At 58.1% G+C, this 26652-nt stretch carries 34 protein-coding genes; 23 read left to right on the top strand and 11 right to left on the bottom strand.

The genetic code is table 11. From position 1 onward, the window contains the following. The first annotated feature begins 35 nt into the window (after positions 1-35). Genes fliF through fliP form a run of 4 tightly spaced genes read left to right on the top strand, consistent with a single transcriptional unit; the run spans position 36 to position 3226 of the window. A complete protein-coding gene (fliF, locus tag I5192_RS15450; RefSeq protein WP_223117224.1) occupies positions 36-1625 on the top strand; it encodes a flagellar basal-body MS-ring/collar protein FliF in 1590 nt (529 codons plus the stop codon). Then, positions 1625-2221: an ABC transporter ATP-binding protein gene (locus I5192_RS15445; protein ID WP_170802617.1), complete on the top strand. Its 597-nt coding sequence runs from the start codon at positions 1625-1627 to the stop codon at positions 2219-2221. The genes fliF and I5192_RS15445 overlap by 1 nt, the downstream gene beginning before the upstream one ends. Then, a complete protein-coding gene (locus I5192_RS15440) occupies positions 2214-2501 on the top strand; it encodes a FliM/FliN family flagellar motor C-terminal domain-containing protein (protein ID WP_170394848.1) in 288 nt (95 codons plus the stop codon). Before I5192_RS15445 ends, I5192_RS15440 begins: the two co-directional genes overlap by 8 nt. Continuing rightward, entirely contained in the window at positions 2498-3226 is a 729-nt protein-coding gene (fliP, locus tag I5192_RS15435; RefSeq protein ID WP_223117223.1) for a flagellar type III secretion system pore protein FliP, read from the top strand. The genes I5192_RS15440 and fliP overlap by 4 nt, the downstream gene beginning before the upstream one ends. Here the strand turns inward: fliP and I5192_RS15430 are convergent, their stop codons facing one another. Continuing rightward, on the bottom strand, positions 3227-4669 hold the full coding sequence (locus I5192_RS15430) for a HAMP domain-containing sensor histidine kinase (RefSeq protein WP_223117222.1): 1443 nt from the start codon (positions 4667-4669) through the stop codon (positions 3227-3229). After that, complete coding sequence (locus tag I5192_RS15425) at positions 4666-5403, bottom strand: response regulator transcription factor (protein WP_170408540.1); 738 nt, start codon at positions 5401-5403, stop codon at positions 4666-4668. Before I5192_RS15425 ends, I5192_RS15430 begins: the two co-directional genes overlap by 4 nt. A gap of 217 nt (positions 5404-5620) precedes the next feature. Here I5192_RS15425 and I5192_RS15420 point away from each other — a divergent pair, with 217 nt between their 5' ends. The 5 genes from I5192_RS15420 (at position 5621) to I5192_RS15400 (ending at position 10708) form a co-directional block, all read left to right on the top strand. Next, positions 5621-6865, top strand: a complete 1245-nt coding sequence (locus I5192_RS15420; protein ID WP_170514081.1) for an ABC transporter substrate-binding protein — start codon at positions 5621-5623, stop codon at positions 6863-6865. Between the two features lie 57 nt (positions 6866-6922). Then, positions 6923-7795 (top strand): carbohydrate ABC transporter permease, encoded by an 873-nt coding sequence (locus tag I5192_RS15415; protein ID WP_039543053.1) that lies wholly within the window; start codon positions 6923-6925, stop codon positions 7793-7795. After that, on the top strand, positions 7788-8687 hold the full coding sequence (locus I5192_RS15410; RefSeq protein WP_170426095.1) for a carbohydrate ABC transporter permease: 900 nt from the start codon (positions 7788-7790) through the stop codon (positions 8685-8687). The genes I5192_RS15415 and I5192_RS15410 overlap by 8 nt, the downstream gene beginning before the upstream one ends. A gap of 5 nt (positions 8688-8692) precedes the next feature. Beyond that, a complete protein-coding gene (locus tag I5192_RS15405; RefSeq protein ID WP_170408536.1) occupies positions 8693-9790 on the top strand; it encodes an ABC transporter ATP-binding protein in 1098 nt (365 codons plus the stop codon). Positions 9791-9898: 108 nt separating this feature from the next. Continuing rightward, complete coding sequence (locus I5192_RS15400; protein ID WP_223117221.1) at positions 9899-10708, top strand: methyltransferase domain-containing protein; 810 nt, start codon at positions 9899-9901, stop codon at positions 10706-10708. Positions 10709-10767: 59 nt separating this feature from the next. On the opposite strand, the gene I5192_RS15395 is transcribed toward I5192_RS15400, so the two are convergent. After that, on the bottom strand, positions 10768-11376 hold the full coding sequence (locus I5192_RS15395; protein ID WP_170408534.1) for a phospholipid-binding protein MlaC: 609 nt from the start codon (positions 11374-11376) through the stop codon (positions 10768-10770). Next, positions 11366-12181, bottom strand: a complete 816-nt coding sequence (locus I5192_RS15390; RefSeq protein WP_170394822.1) for a VacJ family lipoprotein — start codon at positions 12179-12181, stop codon at positions 11366-11368. The genes I5192_RS15395 and I5192_RS15390 overlap by 11 nt, the downstream gene beginning before the upstream one ends. Before the next feature lie 297 nt (positions 12182-12478). On the opposite strand from I5192_RS15390, the gene I5192_RS15385 reads away from it, so the two are divergent. From I5192_RS15385 to I5192_RS15370, 4 genes are read left to right on the top strand one after another with little or no spacing between them, the layout of a single operon-like run. Further along, positions 12479-12934: a RidA family protein gene (locus I5192_RS15385; RefSeq protein WP_170394820.1), complete on the top strand. Its 456-nt coding sequence runs from the start codon at positions 12479-12481 to the stop codon at positions 12932-12934. Continuing rightward, the gene (locus I5192_RS15380) at positions 12931-13701 is read left to right on the top strand and encodes a glycerophosphodiester phosphodiesterase family protein (RefSeq protein ID WP_170408532.1); all 771 of its coding nucleotides are present in this window, start codon (positions 12931-12933) and stop codon (positions 13699-13701) included. The genes I5192_RS15385 and I5192_RS15380 overlap by 4 nt, the downstream gene beginning before the upstream one ends. 45 nt (positions 13702-13746) lie before the next feature. Further along, the gene (locus I5192_RS15375; RefSeq protein ID WP_223117220.1) at positions 13747-14934 is read left to right on the top strand and encodes a GNAT family N-acetyltransferase; all 1188 of its coding nucleotides are present in this window, start codon (positions 13747-13749) and stop codon (positions 14932-14934) included. Further along, complete coding sequence (locus tag I5192_RS15370) at positions 14931-15236, top strand: 4a-hydroxytetrahydrobiopterin dehydratase (RefSeq protein ID WP_170394812.1); 306 nt, start codon at positions 14931-14933, stop codon at positions 15234-15236. Before I5192_RS15375 ends, I5192_RS15370 begins: the two co-directional genes overlap by 4 nt. Here I5192_RS15370 and I5192_RS15365 read toward each other — a convergent pair. The 4 genes from I5192_RS15365 to I5192_RS15350 all read right to left on the bottom strand — a co-directional run bounded on the left by I5192_RS15365 (position 15219) and on the right by I5192_RS15350 (position 16749). Next, positions 15219-15527, bottom strand: coding sequence for a hypothetical protein (locus I5192_RS15365; protein ID WP_170394808.1), 309 nt, complete (start codon positions 15525-15527; stop codon positions 15219-15221). The genes I5192_RS15370 and I5192_RS15365 overlap by 18 nt on opposite strands. A gap of 28 nt (positions 15528-15555) precedes the next feature. Next, positions 15556-15903: an EF-hand domain-containing protein gene (locus tag I5192_RS15360; protein ID WP_170394805.1), complete on the bottom strand. Its 348-nt coding sequence runs from the start codon at positions 15901-15903 to the stop codon at positions 15556-15558. Positions 15904-15914: 11 nt separating this feature from the next. Further along, on the bottom strand, positions 15915-16160 hold the full coding sequence (locus I5192_RS22705; RefSeq protein ID WP_170466621.1) for a glycine zipper 2TM domain-containing protein: 246 nt from the start codon (positions 16158-16160) through the stop codon (positions 15915-15917). A gap of 103 nt (positions 16161-16263) precedes the next feature. Beyond that, positions 16264-16749: a peroxiredoxin gene (locus tag I5192_RS15350; protein ID WP_223117219.1), complete on the bottom strand. Its 486-nt coding sequence runs from the start codon at positions 16747-16749 to the stop codon at positions 16264-16266. Between the two features lie 99 nt (positions 16750-16848). On the opposite strand from I5192_RS15350, the gene I5192_RS15345 reads away from it, so the two are divergent. The 4 genes from I5192_RS15345 to I5192_RS15330 are packed head-to-tail and all read left to right on the top strand — an operon-like array spanning position 16849 to position 19456. Beyond that, positions 16849-18060 carry an NAD(P)/FAD-dependent oxidoreductase gene (locus I5192_RS15345; RefSeq protein WP_223117218.1) on the top strand — a complete coding sequence of 404 codons (1212 nt, stop codon included), beginning with the start codon at positions 16849-16851 and terminating at the stop codon, positions 18058-18060. After that, positions 18057-18614: a 16S rRNA (guanine(966)-N(2))-methyltransferase RsmD gene (gene rsmD / locus I5192_RS15340; protein WP_223117217.1), complete on the top strand. Its 558-nt coding sequence runs from the start codon at positions 18057-18059 to the stop codon at positions 18612-18614. The genes I5192_RS15345 and rsmD overlap by 4 nt, the downstream gene beginning before the upstream one ends. A gap of 1 nt (position 18615) precedes the next feature. After that, positions 18616-19251, top strand: a complete 636-nt coding sequence (locus I5192_RS15335) for an HAD family phosphatase (RefSeq protein WP_170598341.1) — start codon at positions 18616-18618, stop codon at positions 19249-19251. Positions 19252-19276: 25 nt separating this feature from the next. Continuing rightward, positions 19277-19456 carry a hypothetical protein gene (locus tag I5192_RS15330; protein ID WP_170394788.1) on the top strand — a complete coding sequence of 60 codons (180 nt, stop codon included), beginning with the start codon at positions 19277-19279 and terminating at the stop codon, positions 19454-19456. On the opposite strand, the gene map is transcribed toward I5192_RS15330, so the two are convergent. Together map and sfsA are read right to left on the bottom strand one after the other, a co-directional pair. Continuing rightward, a complete protein-coding gene (gene map, locus I5192_RS15325) occupies positions 19444-20256 on the bottom strand; it encodes a type I methionyl aminopeptidase (RefSeq protein ID WP_170394785.1) in 813 nt (270 codons plus the stop codon). The two genes, I5192_RS15330 and map, sit on opposite strands and share 13 nt — an antisense overlap. A gap of 109 nt (positions 20257-20365) precedes the next feature. Then, on the bottom strand, positions 20366-21067 hold the full coding sequence (gene sfsA / locus I5192_RS15320) for a DNA/RNA nuclease SfsA (RefSeq protein WP_223117216.1): 702 nt from the start codon (positions 21065-21067) through the stop codon (positions 20366-20368). Between the two features lie 51 nt (positions 21068-21118). Between sfsA and I5192_RS15315 the strand changes: the two genes are divergently transcribed. From I5192_RS15315 to I5192_RS15295, 5 genes are all read left to right on the top strand, one after another. After that, entirely contained in the window at positions 21119-21841 is a 723-nt protein-coding gene (locus I5192_RS15315; protein WP_223117215.1) for a molybdopterin-binding protein, read from the top strand. Beyond that, complete coding sequence (locus I5192_RS15310; RefSeq protein WP_170426109.1) at positions 21838-22548, top strand: GNAT family N-acetyltransferase; 711 nt, start codon at positions 21838-21840, stop codon at positions 22546-22548. The genes I5192_RS15315 and I5192_RS15310 overlap by 4 nt, the downstream gene beginning before the upstream one ends. 25 nt (positions 22549-22573) lie before the next feature. Beyond that, complete coding sequence (locus I5192_RS15305) at positions 22574-23131, top strand: peroxidase-related enzyme (RefSeq protein WP_370644325.1); 558 nt, start codon at positions 22574-22576, stop codon at positions 23129-23131. Next, positions 23128-24027, top strand: coding sequence for an OmpA family protein (locus I5192_RS15300; RefSeq protein WP_223117213.1), 900 nt, complete (start codon positions 23128-23130; stop codon positions 24025-24027). Before I5192_RS15305 ends, I5192_RS15300 begins: the two co-directional genes overlap by 4 nt. A gap of 148 nt (positions 24028-24175) precedes the next feature. Then, positions 24176-24991, top strand: a complete 816-nt coding sequence (locus tag I5192_RS15295; protein ID WP_170515081.1) for a DUF2189 domain-containing protein — start codon at positions 24176-24178, stop codon at positions 24989-24991. A gap of 67 nt (positions 24992-25058) precedes the next feature. Here the strand turns inward: I5192_RS15295 and I5192_RS15290 are convergent, their stop codons facing one another. Further along, positions 25059-25964: a LysR family transcriptional regulator gene (locus I5192_RS15290; RefSeq protein WP_170394766.1), complete on the bottom strand. Its 906-nt coding sequence runs from the start codon at positions 25962-25964 to the stop codon at positions 25059-25061. Between the two features lie 228 nt (positions 25965-26192). Here I5192_RS15290 and I5192_RS15285 point away from each other — a divergent pair, with 228 nt between their 5' ends. Next, complete coding sequence (locus tag I5192_RS15285; RefSeq protein ID WP_223117212.1) at positions 26193-26633, top strand: DUF4399 domain-containing protein; 441 nt, start codon at positions 26193-26195, stop codon at positions 26631-26633. The last annotated feature ends 19 nt before the right edge of the window (positions 26634-26652 follow it).

Genomic DNA, 26652 nt, shown 5'->3' with positions numbered 1-26652 from the left:
GAGCCGCACAGAATGTCGGTGAGTCGGAGGTAAGCGTGCAGCAGATCGGAACTGTCTGGGCAAGTTTGGACAGGCGCAAACAAATTATCGTGGCCGGTGCCGTGGCACTGGTGTTTCTGGGTGTGCTTGCGATGTCACGGATTGTGACAGCGCCGTCGATGACGCTGCTTTATGCGGGGCTCGAAAGCGGTGCAGCCGGGGATATCGTGCGGGCGCTGGACCAGCGTGGTGTGAACTATGAAATAAGGGGTGGCTCGATCTACGTCCCCGGCGTTCAGCGGGATGAGTTGCGGATGACTTTGGCTAGCGAGGGCCTGCCTGCGAACGGCAATCGCGGTTACGAACTGCTGGATTCGCTCAGCGGCTTTGGCACTACGTCGCAGATGTTTGATGCCGCCTATTGGCGCGCAAAAGAAGGAGAGCTGGCGCGCACGATTGTGGGCAGCCCGCATGTCAGCAAGGCCCGGGTGCACATCGCCAACAGCTCCTCCAACCCGTTTCAGCGCAGCATAGCACCAACCGCTTCGGTTTATCTGGTCCCGTCGGGTGCACCGATTAACGGAGATCAGGCAAAGGCGATCCGGTTTTTAGTGGCGTCGGCGGTTAGCGGGCTGGCATCGGAAAACGTCACTGTGATTGATTCGAATGGGGCCGTGATTGGCGCGCAGGACACGGCGGTGGCAGCCGATACTGCAGATGATAAGGCGCGCCAATTGCGTGAGAAAGTTCTACGTCTGGTCGAAGCCCGGGTCGGGGCCGGCAACGCGGTGGTTGAGGTCAGCGTAGATACGGTGACCGAAACCGAGTCTATCCGGGAACGTCGCTTTGACCCCAAAGGCCGTGTTGCAATCAGCACGGATGTTGAAGAACGGTCGGACAGTGCGCGTAATCAGTCGGCGGATGTGACAGTGGCGTCGAATCTGCCGGATGGCGACGGGGCCGGAGGCGATGAATCCAATTCGAATGCCACTCAGACCCGCGAACGGGTGAATTATGAGGTGTCAGAGACCGAGTTGGAAGTTCATCGCGCGCCGGGCGCCATCAAACGCCTGACCGTTGCCGTGCTGGTAAACGGCGTGCGGACGGTGGGTGCAGATGGGGTCGAGAATTTCGAACCCATGCCGCAGCCTGAGCTTGATGCGCTGCAAGAGCTTGTGGCCTCAGCTGTCGGGTTTGATGCTGAACGCGGCGACGTCATCACACTGAAATCGCTCGACTTGCCCATGGTTGAACCCCAGGGCGAGTTGGTGTCCGGGTCGATCTGGCAGAACATGCATATCGACGCTATGTCGCTAATCCAGATGGTGGTTTTGGCGCTGGTTTCCCTTGTTTTGGGTCTGTTTGTGATACGGCCAATTCTGACGAAATCTGCGGCATCGGCGCTGCTGCCAGCAGGTGCACCGGTTGAGGTCGCCCCAGCGCCTTCCCTGACCGGGGAAATTGCGACCGCAGATGCGCCGGACTTTGCACCGCTCGCGGATGCGGCGCAGCCGAATGTTCCGGCGATTGCCGCTGCGCGAGGGGAAGATCCTGTCGACCGTTTGCGCGCCATGATCGGCGACAAGCAGGAAGAGACGGTAGAGATCCTGCGCAGCTGGCTTGAAGAAGGCGAGGAGAAGGTGTGATGTCGATCGCTCATCTTCTTGAAGACTTCACCGCCCCTGCGGCTGGGGTGGCCGTACATCTACTGGATGAAGACGCACTGGAAGAACAGCGGCTTGCTGCATTTGAACAAGGCTATGGGGCGGGCTGGGAAGATGCGGTTCAGGCGCAGGAACAGACTGGCACACAGCTAAGCTCCGATCTGTCGGCGACGTTATCCGACCTGTCCTTTACCTATCAAGAAGCATTGACCCGCATGACCCTGTCGCTGGAACCGATGTTCCACAGCCTGGTTCAGACTATTCTGCCTGAGACGATCGAGCATGGCTTTGCGAAGCGATTGACCGAGCAGCTTTGCGACATGGCGCGTGAGCAGGTCGGCCAGCCACTGCAGCTGACTGTTCCGGCGGGCACTTCGGATCAGGTCGAGGCGATGCTGCCGCAGGATATCTCGCCGCGTCCCCAGGTTATCGAGGATGTCTCGCTCCAGCCGGGACAGGCGCGATTGCAGGTGGGGATCGCCCAACGCGAGGTGGACTGCGCTGCCTTGCTCTCATCCATTGCTGCAGCGTTCGACGCATATCTGTTTGAAGCAAAAGAGGCTTTGTCAAATGAGTGATCCTCAACCACCGAAACCCGAAAAACCCAACCCGTTCGAGACTGTTCCGATCGAAGTCACCGTCTCGGTCGGGCGTGCGCGGCCTTTGATCCGTGACCTGTTGAGCATGGGTGAAAATGCCGTACTGACACTGGACAAGCGGATCGAGGATCCGGTTGACCTCTATGTCGGGGATCAATTGGTCGCGCGCGGTCTGTTGGAAGAGATGGAGGGCGATCAGTCCGGGCAACTGGCGGTACGGCTGACCGAAATCTCGGATCTGCAGAACGGGATCGGATGATGCGCCACCTGTTTTGGCTGGCATTTTTGCTGGTCATACCCTCCGGTGGCGCGGCGCAAGAACTGTCGCTGTCCCTGGGCGAGGGCGGGTCGATCTCGGCCCGGACCATCCAGTTGATTTTGCTGATCACGGTGCTCAGCCTGGCACCGGGACTGGCGATCATGATCACCTGTTTCCCGTTTTTGATCACGGTTTTGGCGATCCTGCGGCAAGGAATCGGCTTGCAGCAGTCACCACCAAACATGTTGATCGTCAGTTTGGCGCTGTTTCTGACCTATTTCGTCATGGAGCCGGTTTTTACCGAGGCGTGGGAGACAGGGATTCAGCCGATGGTCGAGGAAACGCTTGACGTAGAGCCTGCGCTGGAACGCGCGCTGGTGCCGTTTCGCAGTTTTATGGCAGCGCGTATTGATGCAGACACGTTTCAGGCCATGGCAGACCTGCGCCCGGATGGTGCTGCGATCCAACTATCGCCCGAAGCCCCGTTATCCGTGCTGATGCCGTCCTTCATGTTGTCGGAAATCGCGCGGGCCTTTCAGATCGGGTTCCTGATTTTCCTGCCTTTCCTGATAATCGATCTCGTTGTCGCAGCGGTTTTGATGTCGATGGGAATGATGATGGTGCCCCCGGCTACAGTCTCGCTGCCGTTCAAATTGGCGTTTTTCGTCATCGCTGATGGCTGGGCCTTGATCGCCAGCGCCTTGGTGCGCAGCTATGCGCCATGACTATTGCCGTGTGATCTGTAGTCGGGCGCGCAGACCCTGATCTCCGGCCTCGAAACTCAGCGTTCCGCCATGTTGTTCGGCAACGGTGCTGACAATTGTCAGGCCCAATCCGAACCCGTCCGAAGATCCGATGTTTGATCCGCGCTGGAACGGTGCCAGTAGCGCCTCGATATCCGCGACCGATAGGTCGGTGCCCTTGTCCTCGACGACGATCGTGGCGGTCTGAGCATCAGTTTCCAGTTCAACCTCGGCGTGACGACCGTATTTCAGGGCATTATCGATCAGATTGGACAACGCTCGTTTCAATGCGATCGGTTGACCCGTCACCAGGATGCGCCGCGTTTCCGGTAGCGACGCATGCCCACGGCGTGACATGAAAACAGACGACGCGCTTTCGACGACAACCGGATCAACGGCTTTCAACGACACAGGCCGGTCCATATCCTGATAATCGGCCACAAGCGATTCAACCAGCGAGGTCAACGATATCTGGCGCGGTTCCTCGACGCTGAGTTCCGATCGCGTGTAAGTAAGCACGCTTTCTATCATGCCGGTCATCTGGTCCACGTCGGCCTCGAGCTTTTCGCGCAACTCGCCATCGGGAATCAGCGCCGCACGCAGCCGGACGCGGGTTGCAGGGGTCCCCAGATCGTGGCTGACACCCGACAGTACAATGGCGCGTTTCTCAAGCTGCGCACGTTCGGCATCGAGGTGATCATTCACCGCAGTCACGATATCGCGCAGCTCTTCAGGCCCGTCCGCGTCATAGCTTTGCGGCCCGCCGCGACGTCGGCGGTCACCAAGTGCCTGAGCAAAGCGTGCGAAACTGTCAGAAACATTCCCGACCGAGGTCAGAAGCACCGCCAAGGACACAATGCCCAGCAATATTGCGGGCAAACGCAGATCAACCGGCGCAGCCTTACAGCCCCAGATTGCGGTGCCGTCGACTTGCTGCCAGACCCCGCGCCCGAATTGCGCGATCAGGATAGGTTCGCTGCAATATGTGGCCAACAGGCGGGTCAGGTTCCCCATCTTCTCGGGGCCGGTCTGATCGCTGCCAGATACGATGTCTGAAACCGGATAGACCAGTCGATCCGATAACACCGCAAGCGTCAATTCGCGGCCACTCAGGGGGGCTGAACTGTCGGTCAGGATCGACAGATTGGTGACAAAGCGGCGATCCGCAAAGCCGGGCATTTGCTGGAACGCTCCACTATCAGCAAGCGCGGCTGCCTCGGTTGGCAATGGGTTGATCAATAGGCCGGGTGGCGGCGCCATCCCCGTTCGCAAGTCTTCGTATATGGTGAAACCAGCAACAAATGCTGCGGTCTGGTACCGGTTCCACGCCTGTGCCGAGGTGAACCACATCCCGGCAGCGACCAGCCCCGCGACAAAGGCGGACAGGGTCCAGAGCCAGCCAAAACTGCGCAGGCGCAGGGTCATGCGTCCTCATCCACCATAACGTCCGCGGTAAACAGATAGCCAACACCGCGCTCGGTGCGCAGCATCTGGGGGTCTTTTGGATTGGCCTCGATTTTCGACCGCAACCGCCCCACCAGCATATCTATGGCACGGCCTTGCGCCTCGGGCTTGTCGGCCTCACCGGTTACATCCAGTGCGGCGGCGATCTCATCACGGGTCAGCGGAATATGCGGGTTCGCCAGCAAAACCTTCAGCAGGGCGGTCTCCCGTTGGGACAGGGAAACCAGATAGCCTTCGGGCGAATGCACCTCGTCCCGTTTGCCGTCAAAGACCCAGCCGTCAAAGTGAAAGGTGCGCGTGCGGCGGCGGTATGCCAGCGAAGGCGTGCGTCGGGCGCGTTGCATCACCGCACGGACGCGGGCCAGCAACAGTTGCGGGTTGAATGGTTTGGCGATGTAATCGTCTGCTCCAACCTCATATCCTGCCATGCGCTGATGATCCGCCGACAGGGCCGATACCAGAATGATCGGTACATCCTGTTCGGCCCGCAACCGGGCACAGATCTCGACGCCGTTTTCATCGCCCAGCATCACGTCCAACAGGATCAGGTCGATCCGCCCCGAGGTTAGATGCGTGCGTATTTCACTTTCGGAACTGGCAGGCAGAGCAATATACCCGTTCTGCTGAAAGAACTGGGTCATCATCGACCGCATCTCCGAATCGTCGTCCACCACCAGGAGCCGGGGAATGCCCACTCTGTTTCTCCTCCTCAGGGTTCTCCATCGCCGCCAATTGTAACGAATGGAAACGGATTCAAGACCAACGTAACACGGGGTAACAAAAGCGGTGAAAATTTCCACCTTGTCAGGATATTGCATCGCATTCTGCGTTGCCATGCGGCAATCCGTTAGCGCTATATCACCTATGGCCGCCCTTGGGGTGGCACCGAATTCTCAGGGAGGAGAACAAAAAATGAAGCGTTTTGCATTTGCCACCGTGTCGACCTTGGCCGTAGTGGCCGGGTCGGCTGTTGTGGCTGAACCAAAGGCCGAAGTTCTGCACTGGTGGACATCCGGTGGTGAGGCGAAATCGGTCGCGGTTCTGCAGGAAGAGTTCGCCTCGAACGGCGGCACATGGACCGATATGCCGGTCGCAGGTGGCGGCGGCGATGCGGCCATGACTGCGCTGCGGGCCCGGGTTCTTGCGGGTAACGCGCCGACTGCTGTTCAGCTGAAAGGACCTGCCATTCAGGAATGGTATGAAGAGGGCGTTTTGGCAGACATTTCATCCGTGGCAGAAGCCGAAGGCTGGGCCGATGTGCTGCCAGCATCGATTGCGGGCCACATGATGTGCGAAGGTACGTGGTGCGCAGCACCTGTGAACGTGCACCGCATCGACTGGATCTGGGCCAATGCTGACGTTCTGGCCGCCAACGACATTGAAATGCCCACAACTTGGGAAGAGTTCAACGCCGCTGCCGAAAAACTGCAGGCTGCCGGAGTGATCCCGTTGGCCCATGGTGGCCAGGCGTGGCAAGACGCCACAGTGTTCGAAGCGGTTGCGCTGGGTCTGGGTGGCCCCGAGTTCTATCAGAAAGCCTTTGTCGATCTCGACCCCGAGGCGCTGACCTCGGACACCATGGTTCAGGTCTTTGATCAGATGCGCACCCTGCGCGGTTATGTGGACGAAAACTTCTCAGGCCGCGACTGGAACCTTGCCACCGCCATGGTGATGAATGGCGAAGCAGCCTTCCAAATCATGGGTGACTGGGCCAAGGGCGAATTCCTGGCGGCTGGCAAGAAGCCCGGCGAAGACTTCCTGTGTGCCTCGACCCCCGGCGACGGATATCTGTACAACGTCGACAGCTTCGCCATGTTCGAAGTGGAAGGTGACGACAACCGCGCTGGTCAGGAATTGCTGGCCAAGCTGATAGTCGCGCCGAAATTCCAGGAAGTGTTCAACCTGAACAAGGGCTCGATCCCTGCGCGGACTGATGTGGCGCTGGATGCGTTCGACATCTGCGCGCAAATCTCGGCCGAAGATATGGGTTCGACCTCGGCAGGCGGTTCGCTGCTGCCGTCTTATGCCCATGGCATGGCGCTGCGCGGGTCGCAGGCCGGTGCGATTACGGATGTTGTAACTGCACATTTCAACTCGGATATGTCCTCGGCTGACGCGGTTCAGCAACTGGCGGACGCGGTAGCAAACAGCTACTGATCCAATACGCTCTGCCCCCTATAGTGAGGGGCAGAGCATCTTTCCCCGGAGGCTAAAATGTCCGAATGGCTGGAAAACCACCTGCCCAAGGTGGTGCTGGCACCGTCGTTCATCGCCGTATTGATCTTTGTCTACGGATTTATCGGATGGACCGCATGGGTGTCGCTAACCCGATCGAAACTACTGCCGAAATACGAGATCAAAGGCTTCATTCAGTATGAACGCCTGTTCGACTCTCCCCGCTGGGATACGGCGATCAACAACCTTTATATCTTTGGTGCGCTGTTCATCGTGATCGCGATGGTACTGGGCCTGTTGCTGGCCATCCTGCTGGATCAGAAGATCCGCGTCGAAGGCGCGATCCGGACGATCTACTTGTACCCGATGGCGTTGTCGATGATTGTGACAGGTACGGCGTGGAAGTGGATTTTGAACCCGGGCCTGGGCATCGAATCCATGGTGCAGGGCTGGGGCTTTCCGAATTTCGAATTCGACTGGCTGGTGAACCCTGACTATGCGATCTACACTATCGTGATCGCCGCGATCTGGCAGAGTTCCGGCTTCGTCATGGCGTTGTTTTTGGCCGGTTTGCGTTCGGTCGATGGCGAGATCATCAAGGCCGCACAGGTCGATGGTATCCCCACGTGGCGCATCTATACGGCGATCATCATCCCTTCGATGGCCCCGATTTTCCTGTCTGCTTTCATCGTGCTGGCGCACCTCGCAATCAAAAGCTTCGACCTTGTCATCGCCCTGACTGGTGGCGGTCCGGGCTACGCAACCGATCTGCCCGCTACTTACATGTACGCCATGGCGTTTTCGCGCGGCGATATTGGTCAAGCAGCCTCGTCCGCGATGATCATGATGCTGGTCGTCTTTGCCATCGTGGTTCCCTATCTTTACTCAGAGCTGAGGGCGAAAAATGACTGATCTGTCGATGCCCCAAACACAAACCCGCACCCAAAGCACTACGGGCAAGATTGCCCTGCGTTGGTTGCTTTATGTCCTGCTTGGCCTGTTTGCACTGTATTATCTGATGCCGCTCTTCGTGATGTTGACGACATCATTGAAAAGCCTTGAGGAGATCCGCACCGGCAGCCTGATTTCGCTGCCGCGAGAGGTCAGCTTTGACGCTTGGAAAACCGCATGGTCCGGCGCTTGTACCGGTATCCAGTGTGAAGGTTTGCGACCCTATTTCTGGAACTCGGTTCTGATCGCGGTGCCTGCGGTATTTTTGTCGACCCTGCTGGGTGCGCTGAACGGCTATGTCGTGGCGCAATGGCGGTTCAAAGGGGCCAATATCATCTTCTCGCTGATGCTGTTCGGTTGCTTCATCCCGTTCCAAGTTGTTCTGCTGCCAATGGCACGTCTGCTGGGTATGATGGGGATTGCCGGAACCATTCCGGGCCTGATCTTTGTCCATGTGATCTACGGGCTGGGCTTCACCACGCTGTTCTTCCGCAACTACTATGTCACCATTCCGGCCGAGCTGACCAAGGCGGCGCGGGTTGATGGGGCTGGGTTCATGCGGATTTTCTGGTCGATCTTCCTGCCGCTGTCGCTGCCCATCATCGTGGTGACTGTGATCTGGCAGTTCACGCAGATCTGGAACGACTTCCTGTTTGGCGTGTCGTTCAGCCAGGCGGGGACACAGCCCGTGACTGTTGCGCTCAACAACATCGTAAACTCCACCACCGGCGTCAAAGAATACAACGTCGACATGGCTGCCGCGATCATCGCGGGGCTGCCAACGCTGCTCGTCTATGTCGTTGCCGGTAAGTATTTCATCCGCGGCCTGACCGCTGGCTCAGTGAAGGGATAAGACCCATGGCTCCCATCCTTGATATCAACAAACTCTACAAGAATTACGGCGCGACCGAGATTCTGAAAGACATCAACATCTCGATTGAACCGGGCGATTTCCTGGTGCTTGTCGGCCCCTCGGGCTGCGGTAAGTCTACGCTGCTGAACTGCATTGCGGGACTGGAAGAGATCACCGGTGGCACATTGTCCATCGGCGGCAACGACATGACCCATGTCAGCCCCAAGGATCGCGACATCGCGATGGTGTTCCAGTCTTACGCTTTGTACCCGACCATGTCGGTGGCCAAGAACATCACCTTCGGCATGAAAGTGCGCGGCGTCGATCAGGCCACGCAGGAAGCTAAGCTGAAAGACGTCGCCTCCTTGCTGCAGATCGAGCCATTGCTGAACCGCCGCCCCAGCCAACTGTCGGGTGGTCAGCGTCAGCGGGTCGCGATGGGCCGGGCGTTGGTGCGCGACCCCAAGCTGTTCCTGTTCGATGAACCGCTGTCGAACCTTGACGCCAAGCTGCGGGTCGAGATGCGGACCGAGATCAAGAAGCTGCACCAGACACTGGACGCCTCCATTGTTTATGTCACCCACGACCAGATCGAAGCGATGACGCTGGCCACCAAGATCGTGGTCCTGAAAGGCGGGGTCGTGCAGCAGATCGGTACTCCGGCCGAGATCTACAACAACCCGGCCAACCTGTTTGTGGCGGATTTCATGGGCTCACCTGCGATGAACCTGATCCCGGCACAGGCATCGAACAATGGCTCGGGAACGCAAATCTCTATTGCACGCGAATCCGGTGAAACGCTGGTTCTGAACGATGCACGCGACTTGTCTCTGCCGCAGGATGTCATCCTTGGTCTACGCCCTGAAGATATCGCCGAGGCGGGGTTCCGCGCTGGCGCAGGCGTGCAGGAAGCCGCCTGCATGGTCGATATGGTCGAACCCGCAGGGGCAGATACCTATGTGGTGTCGGAATTGGGTGGCAAGCAGGTCACGGCGCGGCTGCATGCTGAAACCAGCGCGCAGGCCGGTCAATTGCTGAACTTGGCGTTCGACATGAGCAAGGTGTCCTACTTTGCCAAGGAAACGGGTGAACGGCTGAATTAAGTTGCCGTTGGCCCGCACCAACCCGGGGTGGGCCATAGCAATCACGGTCGGTTTTGGCCGGTTAATTTGAAATATGCTATCTTGGGACGTAGCGAAGGGAGGCGCGCTATGTCCGATCCGTATTCCGATCTGGCCGGGCAGGATATCTCGGTCCAAGAGCGTATCGCCGAAGCTATGGAAGCGCGGTGTCTGGAGCCGGCGCAGAAAGAGATCAGGGATAGCTATCTAAGTGATTTGATTGTCCCTGAGGGCGGGTTCGCGGTTGAGCTGGGTTCAGGCACCGGGCACATCACGCAAGAGCTGCTTTCTGTCGGCGGGGTGGAGCGCGCGCTCGGCATTGAGCCCTCACCGGTTATGGTCGAACGTGCGAGAAACAGCTTCGCCAGCGAGAGCAATCTTGTTTTTGAAACCGGCGATGCAAAGGCAACCAGGCTTGAAGATAGCTCAGCAGACCTTGTTCTGGCGCATACACTGTTGTGCCATGTACCCGGCCCCGACGATGTGGTTTCCGAGGCCTTTCGGATACTGAAACCGGGCGGGATATTCGCGATCTGCGATGGGGACTACGATACCGCCACAGCGCAGATTGCCGATTTTGATCCTCTGGATCAACTCATTCGGTTCATGATCAATCAGAACGTCACAAACCTTTGGATCATGCGCCAGATTGGCGGTGTACTCTCTCAGGCAGGTTTTGAGCTGGGCCGTCGCCGGGGACACGGTTATGTAGCCGAAGGAGAGGCGACTTACTTTCTGACCGTTATCGACCGTGGTGCGGATCGAATGGCTGAGACCGGGTTGTTGGCGCCTGAAACGGCACAGGCGCTGAAATCCGAGGCCCGGGCGCGTGTGTCTGCAAACACGTTTTTTGGCTACATGTCTTATGTCAGCCAGATCGCGCGCAAGCCTGCAACCTGAACAAAAAAGCCACCGCGCGAACGGGTCGAGCGGTGGCCGGCGTAAGGTAATACCTCTGATCAGCCAGTCTTTTTCAGATCCTTGATCAGGCGATTCAGGTCGCCGCCGCGCGCATCCAGCATTGCGCCAATCTCTGTGCGCTCGGTCAGCAACAAATTCACACCTTCGATGAACATGTTGTAGAACTTGCCACGGCCCGATTTGTCGGACACCAGGAATGTCACTTCGAACGGGGATGAGCCGCGCAATTTGACTGAGGTTCTGACCTCGTATCCGGTCTTGATCTTGCGCGCGTTACGCACGGTGACCTCACCGCCGATGAACTCGCGGAACCGGCGACCATATTTGCGCGAAATATAGCCTTCGAACGCTTTGGTGAACTGACGCAGCTGTGCGGATGAGGCTGTGCGTGCATCCGCCCCCAGCGCATAGCGGGCCATGATCGGCACATCACCGTATTGCACAAAGATCTTTTGAAAATCACGTAGCATGGCATTTTCGGATTTACCCGAGTCAATGATACGCGTGATATCGGCCACAACGCTGTTGACCAGCTGTTTGGCCTGCGCTTCGGTCAGCGCGAACGCGGGCAGAGGCAATGCGGCAACTGTCATCCCGGTCAGGGCGGTGGCCACAAAACGGCGTCGGTTCAACAGGTTATTCGGCATAGGGGTCCTCGTACGGGTCAAGATAGGGGTCTCTGACAGGGTCGGTCCCGGTGGTGGCGTAGGGATCGTCATACAGACCCAGATAGGCGTCTTCATCATCCCTTGCCAGTTCAAAGCGGCGATTTTGCAGGTAGATCGTGCGCGCTTGCGCGTAACTGTCTGCACTTTCGTACAGAATCGAATCAACTGTATCCGAGAACCGACCGCGATCTCCCATCCGCCGCACGACCTCGGCATAGACACCAATATTGTCGACCGGGCGGGTCGGGCTAAAGTTGATCGGATTCGAGAACAGGTTGACCACAACGCCGACCGCATCGCGCGCGGTGGACGGGCCGTAGAAGGGCAGTTCCACATAAGCACCTTCGCCCACGCCCCAGACATGCAGGGTTTCGCCGAAATCAGTATCAACAGGCGGCAGGTTCAGCTCATCAGCCGGGGCTGACAGGCCAAAGCCGCCCACGGTCGAGTTGATCAGAAAGCGCAGCAGCGCATTGCCGGACTGTTTCAGATTGCCTTGCAGCAGATAGTCCAGCGCCTGCCCGGGCATCGTCAGGTTTTCGGCAAAGTGATTGAAACTGGTAACCATCGGATCTGGTACGATCTTCACATAGCCTTTCGAGGCCGGTCGGAACAGGAATCGGTCCACACCCAGATTGAACTTGTGAATGCCCCGGTTGGTCCCTTCATAGGGGTCAAAAATCTCACCCCGCGCCGCTGCGTCCTGAGGCTGCGTCGCGCATGCCGATAGGACCGTCAGGATGGCGAATATGATCAGGTGCTTCAGACGAATGTAACTTGGCACTGTCTTCGTTACTCCGAAAATTGCCCAGCGGTATCCGGGCCTTCAATCAATACAGCCTTTGCACCCTTGGTGGCGCAATTGGTCTCACATAGAGGTTTCGCGCAGGATTTGAAACAACAACTCGCGTTTACCTCAGCCGATGGGGCGACGTAAAGTGACACGAATTCAACACTTCCTGAATAAGAGAAGACCTGCCCAGTTTGCAGGCAATGGGAAAAATCCCGCTTTCCCGCTTTCGGAAACAGGTTTTCCCGGGTAGCGTCCGCGCTGAATCACTACGAGATGAGGATCAATCATATGAGCATCGCAGCAAAACTGGACAGCCTGGGTGTCAGCCTGTCGGACGCACCTGCTCCGGCAGCGAACTACGTTCCTTTCGTGCGCATTGGCAACATTGTCTACGTGTCGGGCCAGATCTCCAAGGCGGATGATCTGATCACTGGTAAGCTCGGTGATGATATGGATGTTGAGGCAGGCGCCGCTGCAGCCAAAGTCTGCGCCATCAACCTGTTGGCTCAGGTCAAAGCGGCTTGTGGTGGCGATATCGACAAGCTGGTGCGCGTGATCAAGCTGACCGGTTTTGTAAACTCGACCGCTGATTTCACAGAACAGCCGAAGGTGATCAACGGGGCCTCCGACTTCCTGGTCGAAGCGCTGGGCGACGCCGGTCGTCATTCGCGCTCGGCCGTCAGCGCAGCCTCATTGCCTTTGGGTGTTGCCGTTGAAATCGAGGGTATTTTCGAGGTTCAATGAAACCGTCCCTTCCGTCTGAGTTCCTGCAGCGCCCGATAGCACATCGCGCGCTGCATGACATTTCTGATCAGCGGCCCGAGAATAGCCGGGCCGCCATTCGTGCCGCAATAGACGCCGGTTATGGGGTCGAGATTGATCTGCAACGCACCCGTGACAATCGGGCCATGGTGTTTCACGACTATGACATGACACGTCTGACCGGGCAGCCCGGACCGATCCAACAGATCACCGAAACACAAGCGCGGGCCCAGACGCTTCTGCATTCTGACGGTGAAGGTATCCCCTCGCTGGAAGAGGTGCTGGCCATTGTTGCAGGACGGGTGCCCTTGCTCATCGAGCTGAAGGATCAAGATGGTGCAATGGGCCCCGATATCGGCGCTTTGGAAGCAGATGTTGTAAGCGCACTGAAAGACTATGAAGGCCCGGTCGCGCTGATGTCGTTCAACCCGCATTCAGTCGCAGAGATTGCACGCCTTACGCCACATTTGCCGCGCGGTCTCGTTACCAGTTCTTACGAGCCCAAAGTCGAGCTTCTGCCGCAAGCCGTCTGCGATCATCTGCGCAACATCCCGGATTTCGACCGCGTTGGAGCCAGCTTTATCAGCCATGAAGTCATCGATCTTGACCGCCCCCGGGTCGCTGAGTTGAAGGCACAGGGTGTGCCGATCCTGTGCTGGACCGTGCGCTCGCTTGAACAAGAAGCAGAGGCACGCAAGGTTGCCGATAATGTTACGTTCGAAGGCTATCTGGCCGAACATCCCGCTTGATCCCGGCGCGCGCGATCACAGATAAAGGTGCAGCGCGGAGGGGATATGGATCAGGCACAGATTGAGGTTCGGGTTCTGACATCGATCTCGCAGATTTCCGCGAGCGACTGGGACAGTTGCGCCTGCCCCGAGGTTGCCGATGGCGGGCGACCGCTTGATCCGTTCACGACACATCGGTTTTTGCATGCCCTGGAAGAAAGCGGCTCGGTCGGGCGTGGTACCGGCTGGCAGCCGCAATACCTAACAGCCTATCTGGACGGGATGCTGATTGCGGCAGCCCCGATGTTTGCCAAGTCGCACTCCCAAGGTGAATACATCTTCGACCATAGCTGGGCTCATGCCTATGAAAGCGCGGGCGGGCGATATTATCCCAAGCTGCAGATCGCGGTGCCCTTCACACCCGCGACTGGCAGGCGTTTTTTGGTGCGACCCGGCTACGATGCTGTCGGGATCTCGGCGCTGGTGCAAGGAGCGGTGCAACTGGCCGCCGAGAATCGAATTTCCTCGCTGCACGCTACTTTCTGCACCGAGGCCGAAGCGCTGGCAGGTGAGCAGATGGGCCTGATGGTCCGCCACTCGCAGCAGTTTCACTGGCTCAATGATGATTACGCCGATTTTGACGAGTTTCTGGCTGCGCTGTCCTCGCGCAAACGCAAGAATATCAAGAAGGAACGCACGCAGGCCTGTGATTTCGGTGGGCAGATTCGAACAATCACCGGCGATGATCTGCGACCCGAGCATTGGGACGCATTCTGGCGGTTCTATCAGGATACCGGCGCGCGAAAATGGGGCTCGCCCTACCTGACGCGACAATTCTTTGATATCGCTCAGGAAACCATGACGGATGACATCGCCTTGGTGCTGGCCGAACGCAATGGATACCCCGTCGCCGGTGCGTTAAATTTTGTCGGGCGGGAAACGCTGTATGGCCGGTATTGGGGCTGTGTCGAACATCACCCATGTCTACATTTCGAACTGTGCTATTATAGGGCGATCGACTTTGCCATTGCGGAAGGTCTGGCGCGGGTTGAGGCCGGTGCGCAGGGCGAGCACAAGCTGGCGCGCGGCTATCTGCCAACCCGCACGCATAGCTTGCACTGGGTTGGCGATCCGGGTTTTGCTGATGCGGTTCAGAAATATCTGGACGCCGAGTCCCACGCAGTGGGAGAAGAGATCGAGATTCTGACGGATTATGGCCCGTTCAGGAAATCGAACCCGGAGGAACAGCAATGACCGAACTTCTGTCAACCGAGACCCGCGGCCCGCTGCTGGACCCGCTGTTCAGAAATGGCTGGACCATGGTCGAAGACCGCGATGCGATCACCAAGACCTTCATCTTCGATAATTTTGTCGCCGCCTTTGGCTGGATGACGCAGGTGGCGATCTGGGCCGAGAAATGGAACCACCACCCCGAATGGTCGAATGTCTACCGCACGGTAGAGGTGGTCCTGTCGACCCATGATGTTGGCGGTCTGTCTGCACAAGACGCCAAGCTGGCGCGTAAGATGGACAGCCTGCTAACGGTCTCCGCGTGAACCCGTCCCACCGGCCAGCAATGTTGCCGTTCCCAGCTGCTTGAATTCTGCCGGGGTGATTGTGCCGTCGCTGACATTGATATTGCCCGGAATTCTGATCGTACGGGTGCCGACGGACCGCACGCTACGGGCCGACGGATTGATGTCGAGACACCGATTTTCATAACAGGTCAGACCGCTGGTATTGATCTGAATCTGCACCTGACCATCAGGGCCGCTGATCACCGGGGATTGCTGTACGTCACATGCGGCCAAAGCCACCAGGCTACCGAGGCAGATCCATTTATTCATGACATGCTCCTGCCAACCAAGTTGGCGTTTAATCTAAGAGACCGTTGCCATCCTTATCCGCAGCGTCAAAATCGTTCTGCATCTGGCTGACATACTCTGCCTTTGAGATAAGACTGTCGCCATCCCGGTCAACGGCTTCGAACTGTTTGATATCCAAGAACGGTTTTGCTTCGCTCAGGCCCAGAGTGCCGTTCTTGTCTTCGTCCATTGCCTGAAATGCATAGTCCGAGAAGGCGTTGAATTCGTCCTTGGACAGGAAGCCGTCATTGTTGGTGTCGATGTTATTCAACTCGGCCTCGTGCAGTTCTGCGACAGTCTCGGCGTTTGCAGCAGCAGCCATCAGGAATGCGGTGGTGATAATCAATACTCGTTTCATCTCAAATCTCCTCAGCACGCGTAACGTTCGCCAGACACGCCACCCGCAGCGGCGCCCGCCGCCGTCAGGATGGTCTTGCCTGAACCACCGCCAAATTGATTGCCGATCACTCCACCGATCAGGGCGCCGCCTATGGTACCACTCAGGCAGGCGATCTCGTGCTGTCGCGCAGCCTGTTGTTGGGGTGTGGGTGCAGGTCCGCACGCCGCCAGGGCCCCGGCGGTGCCAAGAAACAATGTAAGAAATTTCAGTCGCATCAATGAACTCCCCAGTTGTATGGGCCAAGTATTGGCGCATCGGGGCGTTGCATCAAGTTAAATGCGTTTCACGTGGCCCCGGTCAAACCGGGGCCGACAGGGATCAGATACTATCAAGCAGGCCTTCACCAGCCGAGACCTCACAGACACCGGGGTTTTCTTCCAGATTCATCGCCACAACCTTGCCGTCTTCAACCAGCATTGCATAGCGTTTGGAGCGTGCAATCAGGCCTACGGGCGGGGCGTCGAAATCCATGCCGATGGCCTTGGTAAACTCGGACGCTGCATCGGCCAGCATGGTCAGCCCGGCCGCTGTTGCACCGGTGCTTTCTCCCCAGGCGCCCATCACGAAAGGGTCGTTGACCGAGATACAGATGATTTCTTCTACACCCTTGGCATCGAACTGGTCCTTGGTCCGCATGAAGCTTGGTACATGAGCGGTTGTGCAGGTTCCGGTGAACGCACCGGGTACAGCGAAGATCACAACCTTGCGCCCTTTGGTCTTGTCTGAAATCCGAACCTCCACGGGGCCTTCGGCACCCATCTGGATCAGCGTGGCCTCGGGCAGCATGTCACCTGTTGCAATCATTTTTACGCTCCTGTCATTTGGATTTGCAGAGTCGGGCTTTGCCGCAATATAGGTGGTCGAAACAAAGTAACCACGTGAATTCTGCAGGGTGAGCGAAACATGAGCCATATTGTCGTGATCGGGGCAGGGCAGGCCGGTGCTTCTTTGGTAGCACGGCTGCGCAAGGACGGGTTCGAAGGTGACATCACCCTGATCGGAGCCGAGCCGCATTTGCCCTACCAACGCCCGCCCTTGTCCAAGGCTTACCTGTTGGGCGAGATGGAACTGGAGCGCCTGTTCTTGCGGCCCGAGAGCTTCTATGCCGAAAACAATATCACCCTACGGTTGGGTCAACGTGTGACGGCGATTGATCCAAAGGCCAAGACGGTGACCCTCGGCGATGAGGTGATCACCTATGATGAACTGGCGCTGACCACTGGGTCCGACCCACGCCGCCTGCCCGCAGCGATCGGGGGCGATCTTGAGGGTGTCCATGTGGTGCGAGATCTCGCCCATATCGACGAGATGGAACCTCGGGTATCGGATGGCGCCCGCGCGCTGATCGTTGGTGGCGGCTATATCGGGCTTGAAGCCGCCGCCGTTTGTGCCAAGCGCGGGGTCAGGGTGACCTTGGTCGAGATGGCCGACCGCATCCTTCAGCGTGTTGCGGCGAAAGAGACAAGCGACTACTTTCGCACGCTGCACACCGAATACGGGGCCGACATTCGTGAGGGCGTCGGGTTGGATCGTCTGGTTGGTGAAAACGGCAAAGTGAAGGGTGCTATTCTGACCGACGGCACCGAGCTTGAGGTGGATTTCGTCGTGGTTGGCGTCGGCATCGCGCCGTCGATTCAATTGGCTGAAATAGCCGGGTTAGAGCTGGATAACGGCATCAAGACCGACGCCCATGGCCGCACCTCTGATCCGTCGATCTGGGCGGCGGGCGATTGCGCGTCGTTCCCGCATGGCGAAGGCCGTATCCGCCTGGAAAGCGTGCCGAACGCCATTGATCAGGCCGAGATCGTGGCCCAGAACATGTTGGGCGCGGCTAAGGATTACACTGCAACGCCATGGTTCTGGTCCGATCAGTATGACGTCAAGCTGCAGATCGCCGGGCTGAATACCGGCTATGACCGTGTGGTGACTCGCAAGGGTGAGGGCGCGACGGTGTCTTTCTGGTACTACAAGGGAGATCAGCTGATCGCGGTCGACGCGATGAATGACCCGCGCGCCTATATGGTTGGCAAACGCCTGATTGATGCCGGCAAGACCGCTGATCCGGCTGTTGTTGCCGACCCAGAAGCGGACCTGAAACCGCTGCTCAAAGCGTGAGGATCATCGCCGGAGACTTCCGGGGCCGGGCTCTGACTTCGGTTGGCAAAGGCGATGCCGGTGCGCATCTTCGCCCGACCACTGACCGGGTAAGGGAAAGCCTGTTCAACGTTTTAAATCATCAGATCGACTTCGACGGCTTGCAGGTTCTCGACCTGTTTGCGGGCACCGGTGCATTGGGACTTGAAGCGCTGTCTCGCGGCGCGTCCCACGTCACGTTTGTCGATGATGGGAGGGTCGCGCAGAGTCTGATCCGCAAGAATATCGCCCTAACTGGCAGTGCCAGCCAGACCACTTTGATCCGGCGGGATGCGATCCGTTTGGGCGAAAACCCGGGCGCTGTTTGTGATCTGGTTTTTCTGGATCCGCCTTACGGAAAAGCTCTGGGTCAAAGGGCACTGGCCGCCGCCACCCAAGGTGGTTGGCTGTCTGATGACGCTCTGATCGTCTGGGAAGAAAGCACCCCAATGACTGCGCCCGAGGGCTTCACGCTGCACGACGCGCGGAAATATGGCGACACGCATATCTCGCTGATGTGGCGCACAGGGGGCTGAGATGCACGATTTGGTTATCTTTGATTGCGACGGCGTTCTGGTCGATAGCGAGGTTTTGTCCAATCAGGTCATGGTCGACAATCTCGCTGGCCATGGTCTGCACTTGTCCTTAGCCGAATGCATGTCCCTGTTTGTCGGCGGCACCATGACCGGTGTGCGCGACAAGGCGCGCGAGCTGGGGGCTGATCTGCCGGATGACTGGACTGATCAAATCTATGCGGAAATCTACGAGACGCTGAAAGCAGGCACGCCTCTGGTCGCGGGTATCCGTGAATTGCTGGCGCAACTGGATGCAAGTGACATTCCCTACTGTGTCGCCTCAAATGGGCGGCCTGAGAAAATGAAGATCACTTTGGGCCAGAATGGTCTTTGGGAGCGTTTTCAAGATGTGATGTTTTCGGCGCAGGTGCTTGGAACGGGCAAGCCCGACCCGACCCTGTTCCTGACCGCTGCACAGCATTTCGGCGCAACGGTGCCGGTTGTGATCGAAGACAGCGAAAACGGTGTCACCGCAGCAATCCGCGCCAATATGCGCTGCCTGGGCTACGCGGCCCATGATGATGGTGCGCGATTGGAAGAACTAGGGGCCGAAGTGTTCTCCGACATGTTACATGCGCCCAAGCTTTTGGGACTTTGAGCCATAAACGTGTTATGCTTGGTCCATGGACCGCGCTATCACACCTCCGCTCTGGGCTTTTTCGAAAGACGCCGACACCACAACTGGGCCTCCGCCCAAACCGATGCGCGCGCCGGTGTTCATTCACGACGCGGTCATCCCGTGGCGGGATGAAACCTTGCTGCTGAAGCTATTACGCGATCAGGCGACCGATCAGGACGAATAGGTCGGGTGATATTTGCCGCCCGGTGACAAGGTGAAAATCTCAACCCCATCTGCGGTCACACCGACCGAATGCTCGAACTGCGCCGACAGCGATTTGTCGCGGGTCACGGCAGTCCAGTCATCGGACAGTGTCTTGGTTTCAGGACGCCCCAGATTGACCATCGGCTCGATGGTAAAGAACATGCCCTCTTCCAACACAGCTCCGGTACCCGGACGACCATAGTGCAGGACATTTGGTGGCGCGTGGAACACCCTGCCCAGACCGTGGCCGCAGAAATCGCGTACAACGCTCATCCGATGCGCCTCGACATAGGCCTGAATGGCGTGGCCGATATCGCCGAAGGTATTGCCCGGCTTGACCATCTCGATACCCTTGAACAGCGCGTCGTGGGTCACCTGAATCAGCCGTTCGGCCTTGCGCGGCAATTTACCCGCCACATACATGCGCGACGTATCACCGAACCAGCCATCAACGATGACGGTCACGTCGATATTCAGAATGTCGCCATCCTTCAGCTTTTTGTCACCCGGAATGCCGTGACAGACCACGTGGTTCACGCTGATGCAGCTGGCGTGCTGATAACCCTTGTAGCCAATGGTTGCCGATTCCGCGCCTGCATCCTCGACCATCTGAGTGATCAGCCCGTCAATCGCACCGGTGGTCTGGCCGACAAAAACATGTTCAGCAATGTCATCCAATATCCGCGCAGCCAGCGCCCCTGCCGCATGCATGCCGGCAAAGTCACTCTGTTCATAGATGCGGATACCGTCTTTGGTCAGACGGCCACGATGTTCTTTCATCGGTGCGGGACTCCAAATATTTCACGCAGCACTTCTTTTACGCTGCTTGTGCAGAAAGTACCAGAGGGCTCGGTTTTCAACTAGTAAATAGGGTCTATCAAAGAAGTTTCTAGCCCGTGCCCCATTGCCGAGCGGGCTCAACCCAGACGCCTTCGGGCGTGATCCGAGTTCCAACGACAAAGCGTTCAACCCCTATCGCCGCCTCAAACGCCGCCGCATAGGCTGGGTCAATATCATCGGCCAGTGCAAACCGATCGCAATCGGTCCTTTGCACCAAATAAAGCATGATCGCCCGGTGGCCCTGTACGGCCATCTTTGCCAGTTCGCCCAAATGTTTGGTGCCGCGTGCGGTGACGCTGTCGGGAAACTCAGCGAGGCCCGCTTGGCGAGAGAGGGTGACGCTTTTGACCTCGACGTAAGCATCGGGTAGGCCCGGCCCAGTCAGCAGGAAATCGATACGGCTGTTTTCACCGTATTTGACCTCGGGGCGCACGGTTTCATAGGCGGCCAGCTCGGGGATTTCACGCGCCTCGAGCGCCAACCGAAGCGCCTTGTTGGGGACTGATGTGTCGACCCCTGTGAAATGCCCGTTCTCATGATCGACCAGCCGCCAGCCGTATTTCAGCTTTTTCTTCGGATCGTCGTTGGGCTCCAGCCAGATTTTCTCACCCGGTTCTGCCAGCCCCATCATTGAGCCCGGATTGGCGCAATGGGCTGTCACCTCGCGCCCGTCTTCCAGCCTGCAGTCTGCCAGAAAGCGTTTGTAGCGGCGGATCAGTCGAGCGGGGACAAGGGGGGTTTCAAATCGCATGGCCAAGGGCCTATACCTGCCCTAACGGTCGATCAAGAGGGAGGGCGCGTCATGGCCAATCCAACCGCTGCAATGTTGGTGATCGGGGATGAGATCCTTTCGGGCCGCACCCGCGATGCCAATATGCATTATCTGGCTGGAGAGCTGACCAAACACGGCATTGACCTGAAAGAGGTGCGCATTGTCAGCGATGATGCACCCGCGATTGAGGCAGCCGTAAGGGCGCTATCAGAGGCCCATGACCATGTGTTTACCAGTGGTGGTATTGGTCCGACCCATGACGACATCACCGCCGATTGCATCGCCCGTGCCTTTGGTGTGCATATCGATGTTCGCGACGACGCGCGTACATTGCTTGAGGCGCATTACGAGAAATCCGGGCTGGAGCTGAACGACGCTCGCCTGCGCATGGCGCGTATTCCGGAAGGGGCCGAATTGATCGACAACCCGGTCTCGACCGCGCCCGGCTTTACCATCAACAACGTCCATGTCATGGCCGGGGTGCCTTTGGTTTTTCAGGCCATGGTTGCAAGTGTTCTGCCTTCGCTCATCGGAGGTAGCCCGCTTTTGTCGCAGACGCTGCGTGTGGATCGGGGTGAAGGCGATATTGCAGCAACTTTGGCTGCACTGGCCAAAGACTTCGGCGATCTTTCGATCGGCTGTTATCCGTTTCAGACGAATGGCGTCTTCGGAGCCAACGTCGTCGTGCGCGGCACCGAGGGTGGACGGATCGATGCCGCCATGACCCGCCTTGCGAAAGAGATCGAGCTTTGAATCCCGATTGGGCCGCCGTTGTCGATGGCACATGGCCTGCCGCCGGCTATCAAACGCAAGGCCCATTTCGACTGCGGCAAGGACAGGGCGGAGGTTCACGCGTTTCTGCCGCCAATCGCACCGGGGACGTCACCAGCGCCGATATCGATGCGGCCGAAAGCGCCATGCAGGCGATGGGTCAAAAACGCATCTTCTGCCTGCGGCCCGGAGATGAGGCGCTGGATGCAATGCTTGCGCAACGCGGCTACGACATCCTTGATCCGGTTAATATCTATTCCTGCCCGGCGCAGCAGTTGACCGATATCCCGATCCCGCGCGTGACTGTTTTCAACATCTGGGAACCGCTGGCCATCATGCGTGAGATCTGGACGCAGGGCGGTATCGGCCCCGAACGGATTGCGATCATGTACCGGGCACCGGGCCCAAAGACCGGCCTTTTGTTGCGCCACAGCGATCAGCCCGCAGGAACCGGCTTCGTGGCGATCCATGAAGGTATCGCGATGGTTCACGCGCTAGAAATCCTACCGGATCACCGCCGCAAGGGGTTGGGCCAGTGGGCCATGCGCGCCGCGGCCTTTTGGGCGCTGGACAATGGCGCGCAGACGCTTAGCGTGATCTGTACCAAGGCGAACGCGGGGGCCAATGGCCTCTACCACTCGCTTGGGATGAAGATCGTCGGAGAATACCACTATCGCCAGCGCGTCTGAGGAGGACGAATTGACCAAACAGGACATGCCCACTGCCCTGGATCTGCCAATGGTGGACCCACTACCGTCAGAGACGCAGAAATACTTTGATATCTGTGTCGAGAAACTGGGAATGGTGCCGAATGTCCTGCGCGCCTATGCCTTCGATATCGACAAGCTGAATGCCTTCACTTCGATGTATAATGATCTGATGCTGGCCGATAGCGGGCTGACCAAGCTGGAACGCGAGATGATTGCGGTCGTGGTGTCTTCGATCAACAAATGCTTCTACTGCCTCGTGGCTCATGGCGCAGCGGTGCGGCAGCTTTCGGGCGATCCGCAGCTGGGTGAGGTGCTGGTCATGAACTACCGCGTCGCCAAATTGGACGCGCGCCAACGTGCAATGCTGGATTTCGCAGCCAAGATGACCACCGCCAGCACCACAATCGAAGAGCCCGATCGCCAGCTTTTACGTGATGTCGGGTTTTCGGATCGCGATATCTGGGACATTGCCAATGTCACCGGTTTCTTCAATATGACCAACCGCGTGGCCAGTGCCACTGCCATGGTCCCGAACCCAGAGTATCACGCGCAGTTCCGATGATCCGTTTCCTGTTCCTTAGCCTCCTTTTGGCCGTGCCTGTGCAGGCGCAGGAACTGACGTTGCCCGCCAGCGCCCGGCAGATTTCGGATCGCACCAGTGCATTGGACAGCTACGACCTGCCAACCGGCGTGTTTGCCGACGGCGCAGTTCCATCCCGCACTGTCGAAGGGCGTGTCGAGCGGCTAACATGGCGTCTGCAGGCCGGGTCCAGCACGACGCTGCAAATTCTTGCACCGCTTCGGGAACAGCTTCAGGCGCAAGGTTTCGAGATCGCGTTTGAATGCGAGGCACGCAATTGTGGCGGATTCGATTTCCGCTTTGGCACCGAAGTGGTGCCGACGCCTGACATGTATGTGGCGATCCACGATTACCGTTTTCTATCCGCCTCCCGCAGTGACGAAGTGCTGAGCCTGCTGGTCAGCCGCAACCCGCCGGATGGCTATGTGCAGATGATCCGGGTGACCCCGCAAGGTACGCAGCCTGCGCAGCCACTTGTGATCGAGGAAACTGTTGAGGGCCCTGCCGGGTTGCTAAACGATCTCAGCAGTACCGGACATGTCATCCTTGATGACCTGCACTTTCGCACCGGCGAAGTCGCGCTGGGCGAAGGGCCGTTTGCCTCGCTTGCGCTGCTTGCGGGCTATCTGGCCGACAATCCTTCGACCCGTTTGGCGCTGGTAGGGCACACGGATGATACGGGCGCATTGCAGGCCAATATTGCGGTCAGCACCAAACGGGCGGAAGCCGTGCGTGCGCGCCTGATCGAAGCGCACGGTGTTGCCGCCGACCGGATCGAGGCGCAGGGCGTAGGCTATCTTGCGCCCATCACCTCTAACGCTACGCCCGAGGGCCGCGATCTCAATCGACGGGTCGAGGCGGTGTTGCTGGTCAACTAACAGGCGCGAGCACCGCGGACGCCCTGTGTCCCCCTTGCCCTGATGGCGCGGCCTGATGCACACTTGCAGCTAATCGGTGCGTCTGTCTTGCCATCAGGCCTGTTGGCAGGCAGTCCCACCAGTCACCATGCTTTGGGAGGAATGCGTCATGGCATCCAAAACCGAAGATACCACTCCGCCGGATAACACGGTCCCACAGCAATCCATGCCCGAGGTTAACAGGCTGACGGCCGAGGATATTACCGCATCGCTGAAGGCCGGGTTTTCCGACTTCCTCGCACACCCGGTCATGAGCGGCTTTTTCGGCCTGTTCTACGCGGTTTTCGGCATCCTGTTCGTTTGGTGCCTGGTCGGGCTTGGCAAGATCTGGATGATCATTCCTGCCGCCGTAGGCTTTCCGCTGGTTGCCCCATTTGCGGCCGCCGGGCTTTATGAAATGTCCCGTAGGATGCAGAAAGGGGAAAGCTTCGGCTGGTCCGAAATCCTCAGCGTCATGGCCCATCAACGCAAGCGCGAGATGGGTTGGATGGCCTTTGTCACCCTGTTCATTTTCTGGGTATGGACCTACCAAATCCGCCTTTGGCTGGCGATCATCCTGCAAAAGGCGTCCTTCTCGGATTTCGAAGGGTTCATGAACACCATCTTCTTCACATCGCAAGGCTGGATCTTTCTAGCGGTCGGCACCTGCATCGGCGCGTTTTTGTCTGCGGTCCTGTTCTCGGTGACTGTGGTGGCCATGCCCATGCTTCTGGATCGGGAAACCAACTTTGTTTCCGCCATGCTCACTTCCATTCGCGTGGTCGCTGAAAGCCCGGTGGTAATGCTCAGTTGGGCGGCGATCATCTCGGTCACCATGCTTTTGTCGCTGGTTCCGGCGTTTCTGGGGCTGATTTTCACGCTGCCGATCCTGGGCCACACCACGTGGCACCTGTATCAGCGGGCCGTATCACCAGAGACTAACTGATGCATCGCTAAACAAAAAAAGACCCGTGCCATTCAGCACGGGCCGTTTAGGTGCCACAGGGAGAATTCTACCAGTCCATCGGACCCTTTTCAGCAAAGGATTCGACAAGAAAATCAATGAATGCCCGCACCTTGGGCTGGGTAAACCGGCCCGGCGGGTACACTGCATAGACGCCCTGAACCTCATCCGGTAGCGATGGCATGGCGTCTACCACCTCGCCCGATTTCAGTGCTTCGGCATATAGATAGCTGGGCAGATGCGCGATCCCAAGCCCCGAGATCGCGGCGTTCAGCAGCGACTGCCCGTCATTCACGCTCAGCCAGCCAGCAGTGCGGACCTGACGCTTCTCGCCCGAAGGCGCCGTCAGCTTCCACACGCTGCCCGAGGATTGGCTGGAGTAATGCAGCAGTTTGTGTTCGTTCAGATCGTCGATCTTCTGCGGGCGTCCGAACTGCTCGATATATCTCGGCGACGCGACCATGCGTTTCACTGTTTCGGTCAGCTTACGGGCGCGCAGCGTGCTGTCTTCCAGCTCGCCAATGCGCACGGCCACGTCAAAGCCTTCGGAAATCAGCTCAACATAGCGGTTGTTCAGAACCATGTTCACGGTGATGTCCGGATAGGCCGACAGGAAGTCCGACAGGACCGGTGACAGGTGATTGACGCCAAAATCTGTTGCCACAGAGATCCGCAGCAGACCAGAAGGCGCAGATTGCATCGAAGTCACCAGCGCATCCGCTTCGCCTGCGTCGTTCAGCACGCGACGGGCGCGATCATAATAGGCCAACCCGATCTCGGTTGGCGAAACCCGGCGCGTTGTCCGGTTCAATAGCCTTGCCCCCAACCGCGCCTCGAGGCTCGAGACGTGTTTAGACACGGCTGATTTGGAGATGCCCATTTTCTTGGCCGCGTCGGTGAAACCACCCTGGTCCACCACGTTGGAAAAGGCCTCCATTTCAGTTAGTCGATCCATTCTCGTTCCCCAGGTCTTCCGTTCGTTGTCTCTTTATCGCGATCAATCTGGGCAAGAACTGGGCAGACATGGGATAATATCAGGGTTTTGAATCGGATCGTTTGCAACTAGGAAACGCCCGGGCCTATATGCCGCGGACCATGCCTTTCGATGCAAAACCCCGTTTTCTGGACTTTTTTCCAATCGTGCTATGATGAGAATGGCATTTTTGTGACCACGGAGGAGACTATGAAAGCCCTATTTGCTGTCATTACCCTGTGTCTGACCGCCAGCCTCGTGTGGGCCGGGGGGGAAACACCATCGAATCCAGATGCGAAGGTCTATTTCGTGAACTTGTCTGACGGGGACACCGTGCAATCACCTGTGACCGTAGTCTTTGGCCTCAGCGGCATGGGCGTTGCCCCTGCAGGAACCGAGAAGGAAAATACAGGGCACCATCACCTCCTGATTGATCGCCCACCACTTGGGCAGGGAGAAGACGGTGCGGACGAACTGTCATACGGTCTGCCCGCAGACGACAATCACATTCATTTCGGTGGCGGTCAGACCGAGGTGACTTTGGAATTTGCTCCGGGTGAGCATACTTTGCAGCTGGTGCTTGGGGATGCAGGCCACGTCCCTCATGCGACGCCCATTGTGTCCGAGGTGATTACGATCACTGTAGAGTAACAATTCACCTTCGCCGCAA

This window comes from Ruegeria sp. SCSIO 43209 (assembly GCF_019904295.1).
In the GTDB taxonomy this organism is placed as follows: domain Bacteria; phylum Pseudomonadota; class Alphaproteobacteria; order Rhodobacterales; family Rhodobacteraceae; genus Ruegeria.
This window is presented reverse-complemented; position numbering and strand designations above follow the sequence as displayed.

Excerpts from the sequence above, each read along its gene's own strand:
- I5192_RS15285 (WP_223117212.1), top strand. The coding sequence starts at position 26,193 with ATGAAAGCCCTATTTGCTGTCATTACCCTGTGTCTGACCGCCAGCCTC.
- I5192_RS15290 (WP_170394766.1), bottom strand. The coding sequence starts at position 25,964 with ATGGATCGACTAACTGAAATGGAGGCCTTTTCCAACGTGGTGGACCAG.
- I5192_RS15405 (WP_170408536.1), top strand. The coding sequence starts at position 8,693 with ATGGCTCCCATCCTTGATATCAACAAACTCTACAAGAATTACGGCGCG.
- I5192_RS15420 (WP_170514081.1), top strand. The coding sequence starts at position 5,621 with ATGAAGCGTTTTGCATTTGCCACCGTGTCGACCTTGGCCGTAGTGGCC.
- I5192_RS15445 (WP_170802617.1), top strand. The coding sequence starts at position 1,625 with ATGTCGATCGCTCATCTTCTTGAAGACTTCACCGCCCCTGCGGCTGGG.
- I5192_RS15360 (WP_170394805.1), bottom strand. The coding sequence starts at position 15,903 with ATGAAACGAGTATTGATTATCACCACCGCATTCCTGATGGCTGCTGCT.
- I5192_RS15345 (WP_223117218.1), top strand. The coding sequence starts at position 16,849 with ATGAGCCATATTGTCGTGATCGGGGCAGGGCAGGCCGGTGCTTCTTTG.
- I5192_RS22705 (WP_170466621.1), bottom strand. The coding sequence starts at position 16,160 with ATGCGACTGAAATTTCTTACATTGTTTCTTGGCACCGCCGGGGCCCTG.
- I5192_RS15365 (WP_170394808.1), bottom strand. The coding sequence starts at position 15,527 with ATGAATAAATGGATCTGCCTCGGTAGCCTGGTGGCTTTGGCCGCATGT.
- I5192_RS15370 (WP_170394812.1), top strand. The coding sequence starts at position 14,931 with ATGACCGAACTTCTGTCAACCGAGACCCGCGGCCCGCTGCTGGACCCG.
- I5192_RS15385 (WP_170394820.1), top strand. The coding sequence starts at position 12,479 with ATGAGCATCGCAGCAAAACTGGACAGCCTGGGTGTCAGCCTGTCGGAC.
- I5192_RS15335 (WP_170598341.1), top strand. The coding sequence starts at position 18,616 with ATGCACGATTTGGTTATCTTTGATTGCGACGGCGTTCTGGTCGATAGC.
- I5192_RS15400 (WP_223117221.1), top strand. The coding sequence starts at position 9,899 with ATGTCCGATCCGTATTCCGATCTGGCCGGGCAGGATATCTCGGTCCAA.
- I5192_RS15300 (WP_223117213.1), top strand. The coding sequence starts at position 23,128 with ATGATCCGTTTCCTGTTCCTTAGCCTCCTTTTGGCCGTGCCTGTGCAG.
- I5192_RS15350 (WP_223117219.1), bottom strand. The coding sequence starts at position 16,749 with ATGATTGCAACAGGTGACATGCTGCCCGAGGCCACGCTGATCCAGATG.
- I5192_RS15410 (WP_170426095.1), top strand. The coding sequence starts at position 7,788 with ATGACTGATCTGTCGATGCCCCAAACACAAACCCGCACCCAAAGCACT.
- I5192_RS15430 (WP_223117222.1), bottom strand. The coding sequence starts at position 4,669 with ATGACCCTGCGCCTGCGCAGTTTTGGCTGGCTCTGGACCCTGTCCGCC.
- I5192_RS15330 (WP_170394788.1), top strand. The coding sequence starts at position 19,277 with ATGGACCGCGCTATCACACCTCCGCTCTGGGCTTTTTCGAAAGACGCC.
- I5192_RS15295 (WP_170515081.1), top strand. The coding sequence starts at position 24,176 with ATGGCATCCAAAACCGAAGATACCACTCCGCCGGATAACACGGTCCCA.
- sfsA (WP_223117216.1), bottom strand. The coding sequence starts at position 21,067 with ATGCGATTTGAAACCCCCCTTGTCCCCGCTCGACTGATCCGCCGCTAC.
- I5192_RS15305 (WP_370644325.1), top strand. The coding sequence starts at position 22,574 with ATGCCCACTGCCCTGGATCTGCCAATGGTGGACCCACTACCGTCAGAG.
- fliP (WP_223117223.1), top strand. The coding sequence starts at position 2,498 with ATGATGCGCCACCTGTTTTGGCTGGCATTTTTGCTGGTCATACCCTCC.
- I5192_RS15440 (WP_170394848.1), top strand. The coding sequence starts at position 2,214 with ATGAGTGATCCTCAACCACCGAAACCCGAAAAACCCAACCCGTTCGAG.
- I5192_RS15380 (WP_170408532.1), top strand. The coding sequence starts at position 12,931 with ATGAAACCGTCCCTTCCGTCTGAGTTCCTGCAGCGCCCGATAGCACAT.
- I5192_RS15415 (WP_039543053.1), top strand. The coding sequence starts at position 6,923 with ATGTCCGAATGGCTGGAAAACCACCTGCCCAAGGTGGTGCTGGCACCG.
- I5192_RS15315 (WP_223117215.1), top strand. The coding sequence starts at position 21,119 with ATGGCCAATCCAACCGCTGCAATGTTGGTGATCGGGGATGAGATCCTT.
- I5192_RS15395 (WP_170408534.1), bottom strand. The coding sequence starts at position 11,376 with ATGCCGAATAACCTGTTGAACCGACGCCGTTTTGTGGCCACCGCCCTG.
- map (WP_170394785.1), bottom strand. The coding sequence starts at position 20,256 with ATGAAAGAACATCGTGGCCGTCTGACCAAAGACGGTATCCGCATCTAT.
- I5192_RS15375 (WP_223117220.1), top strand. The coding sequence starts at position 13,747 with ATGGATCAGGCACAGATTGAGGTTCGGGTTCTGACATCGATCTCGCAG.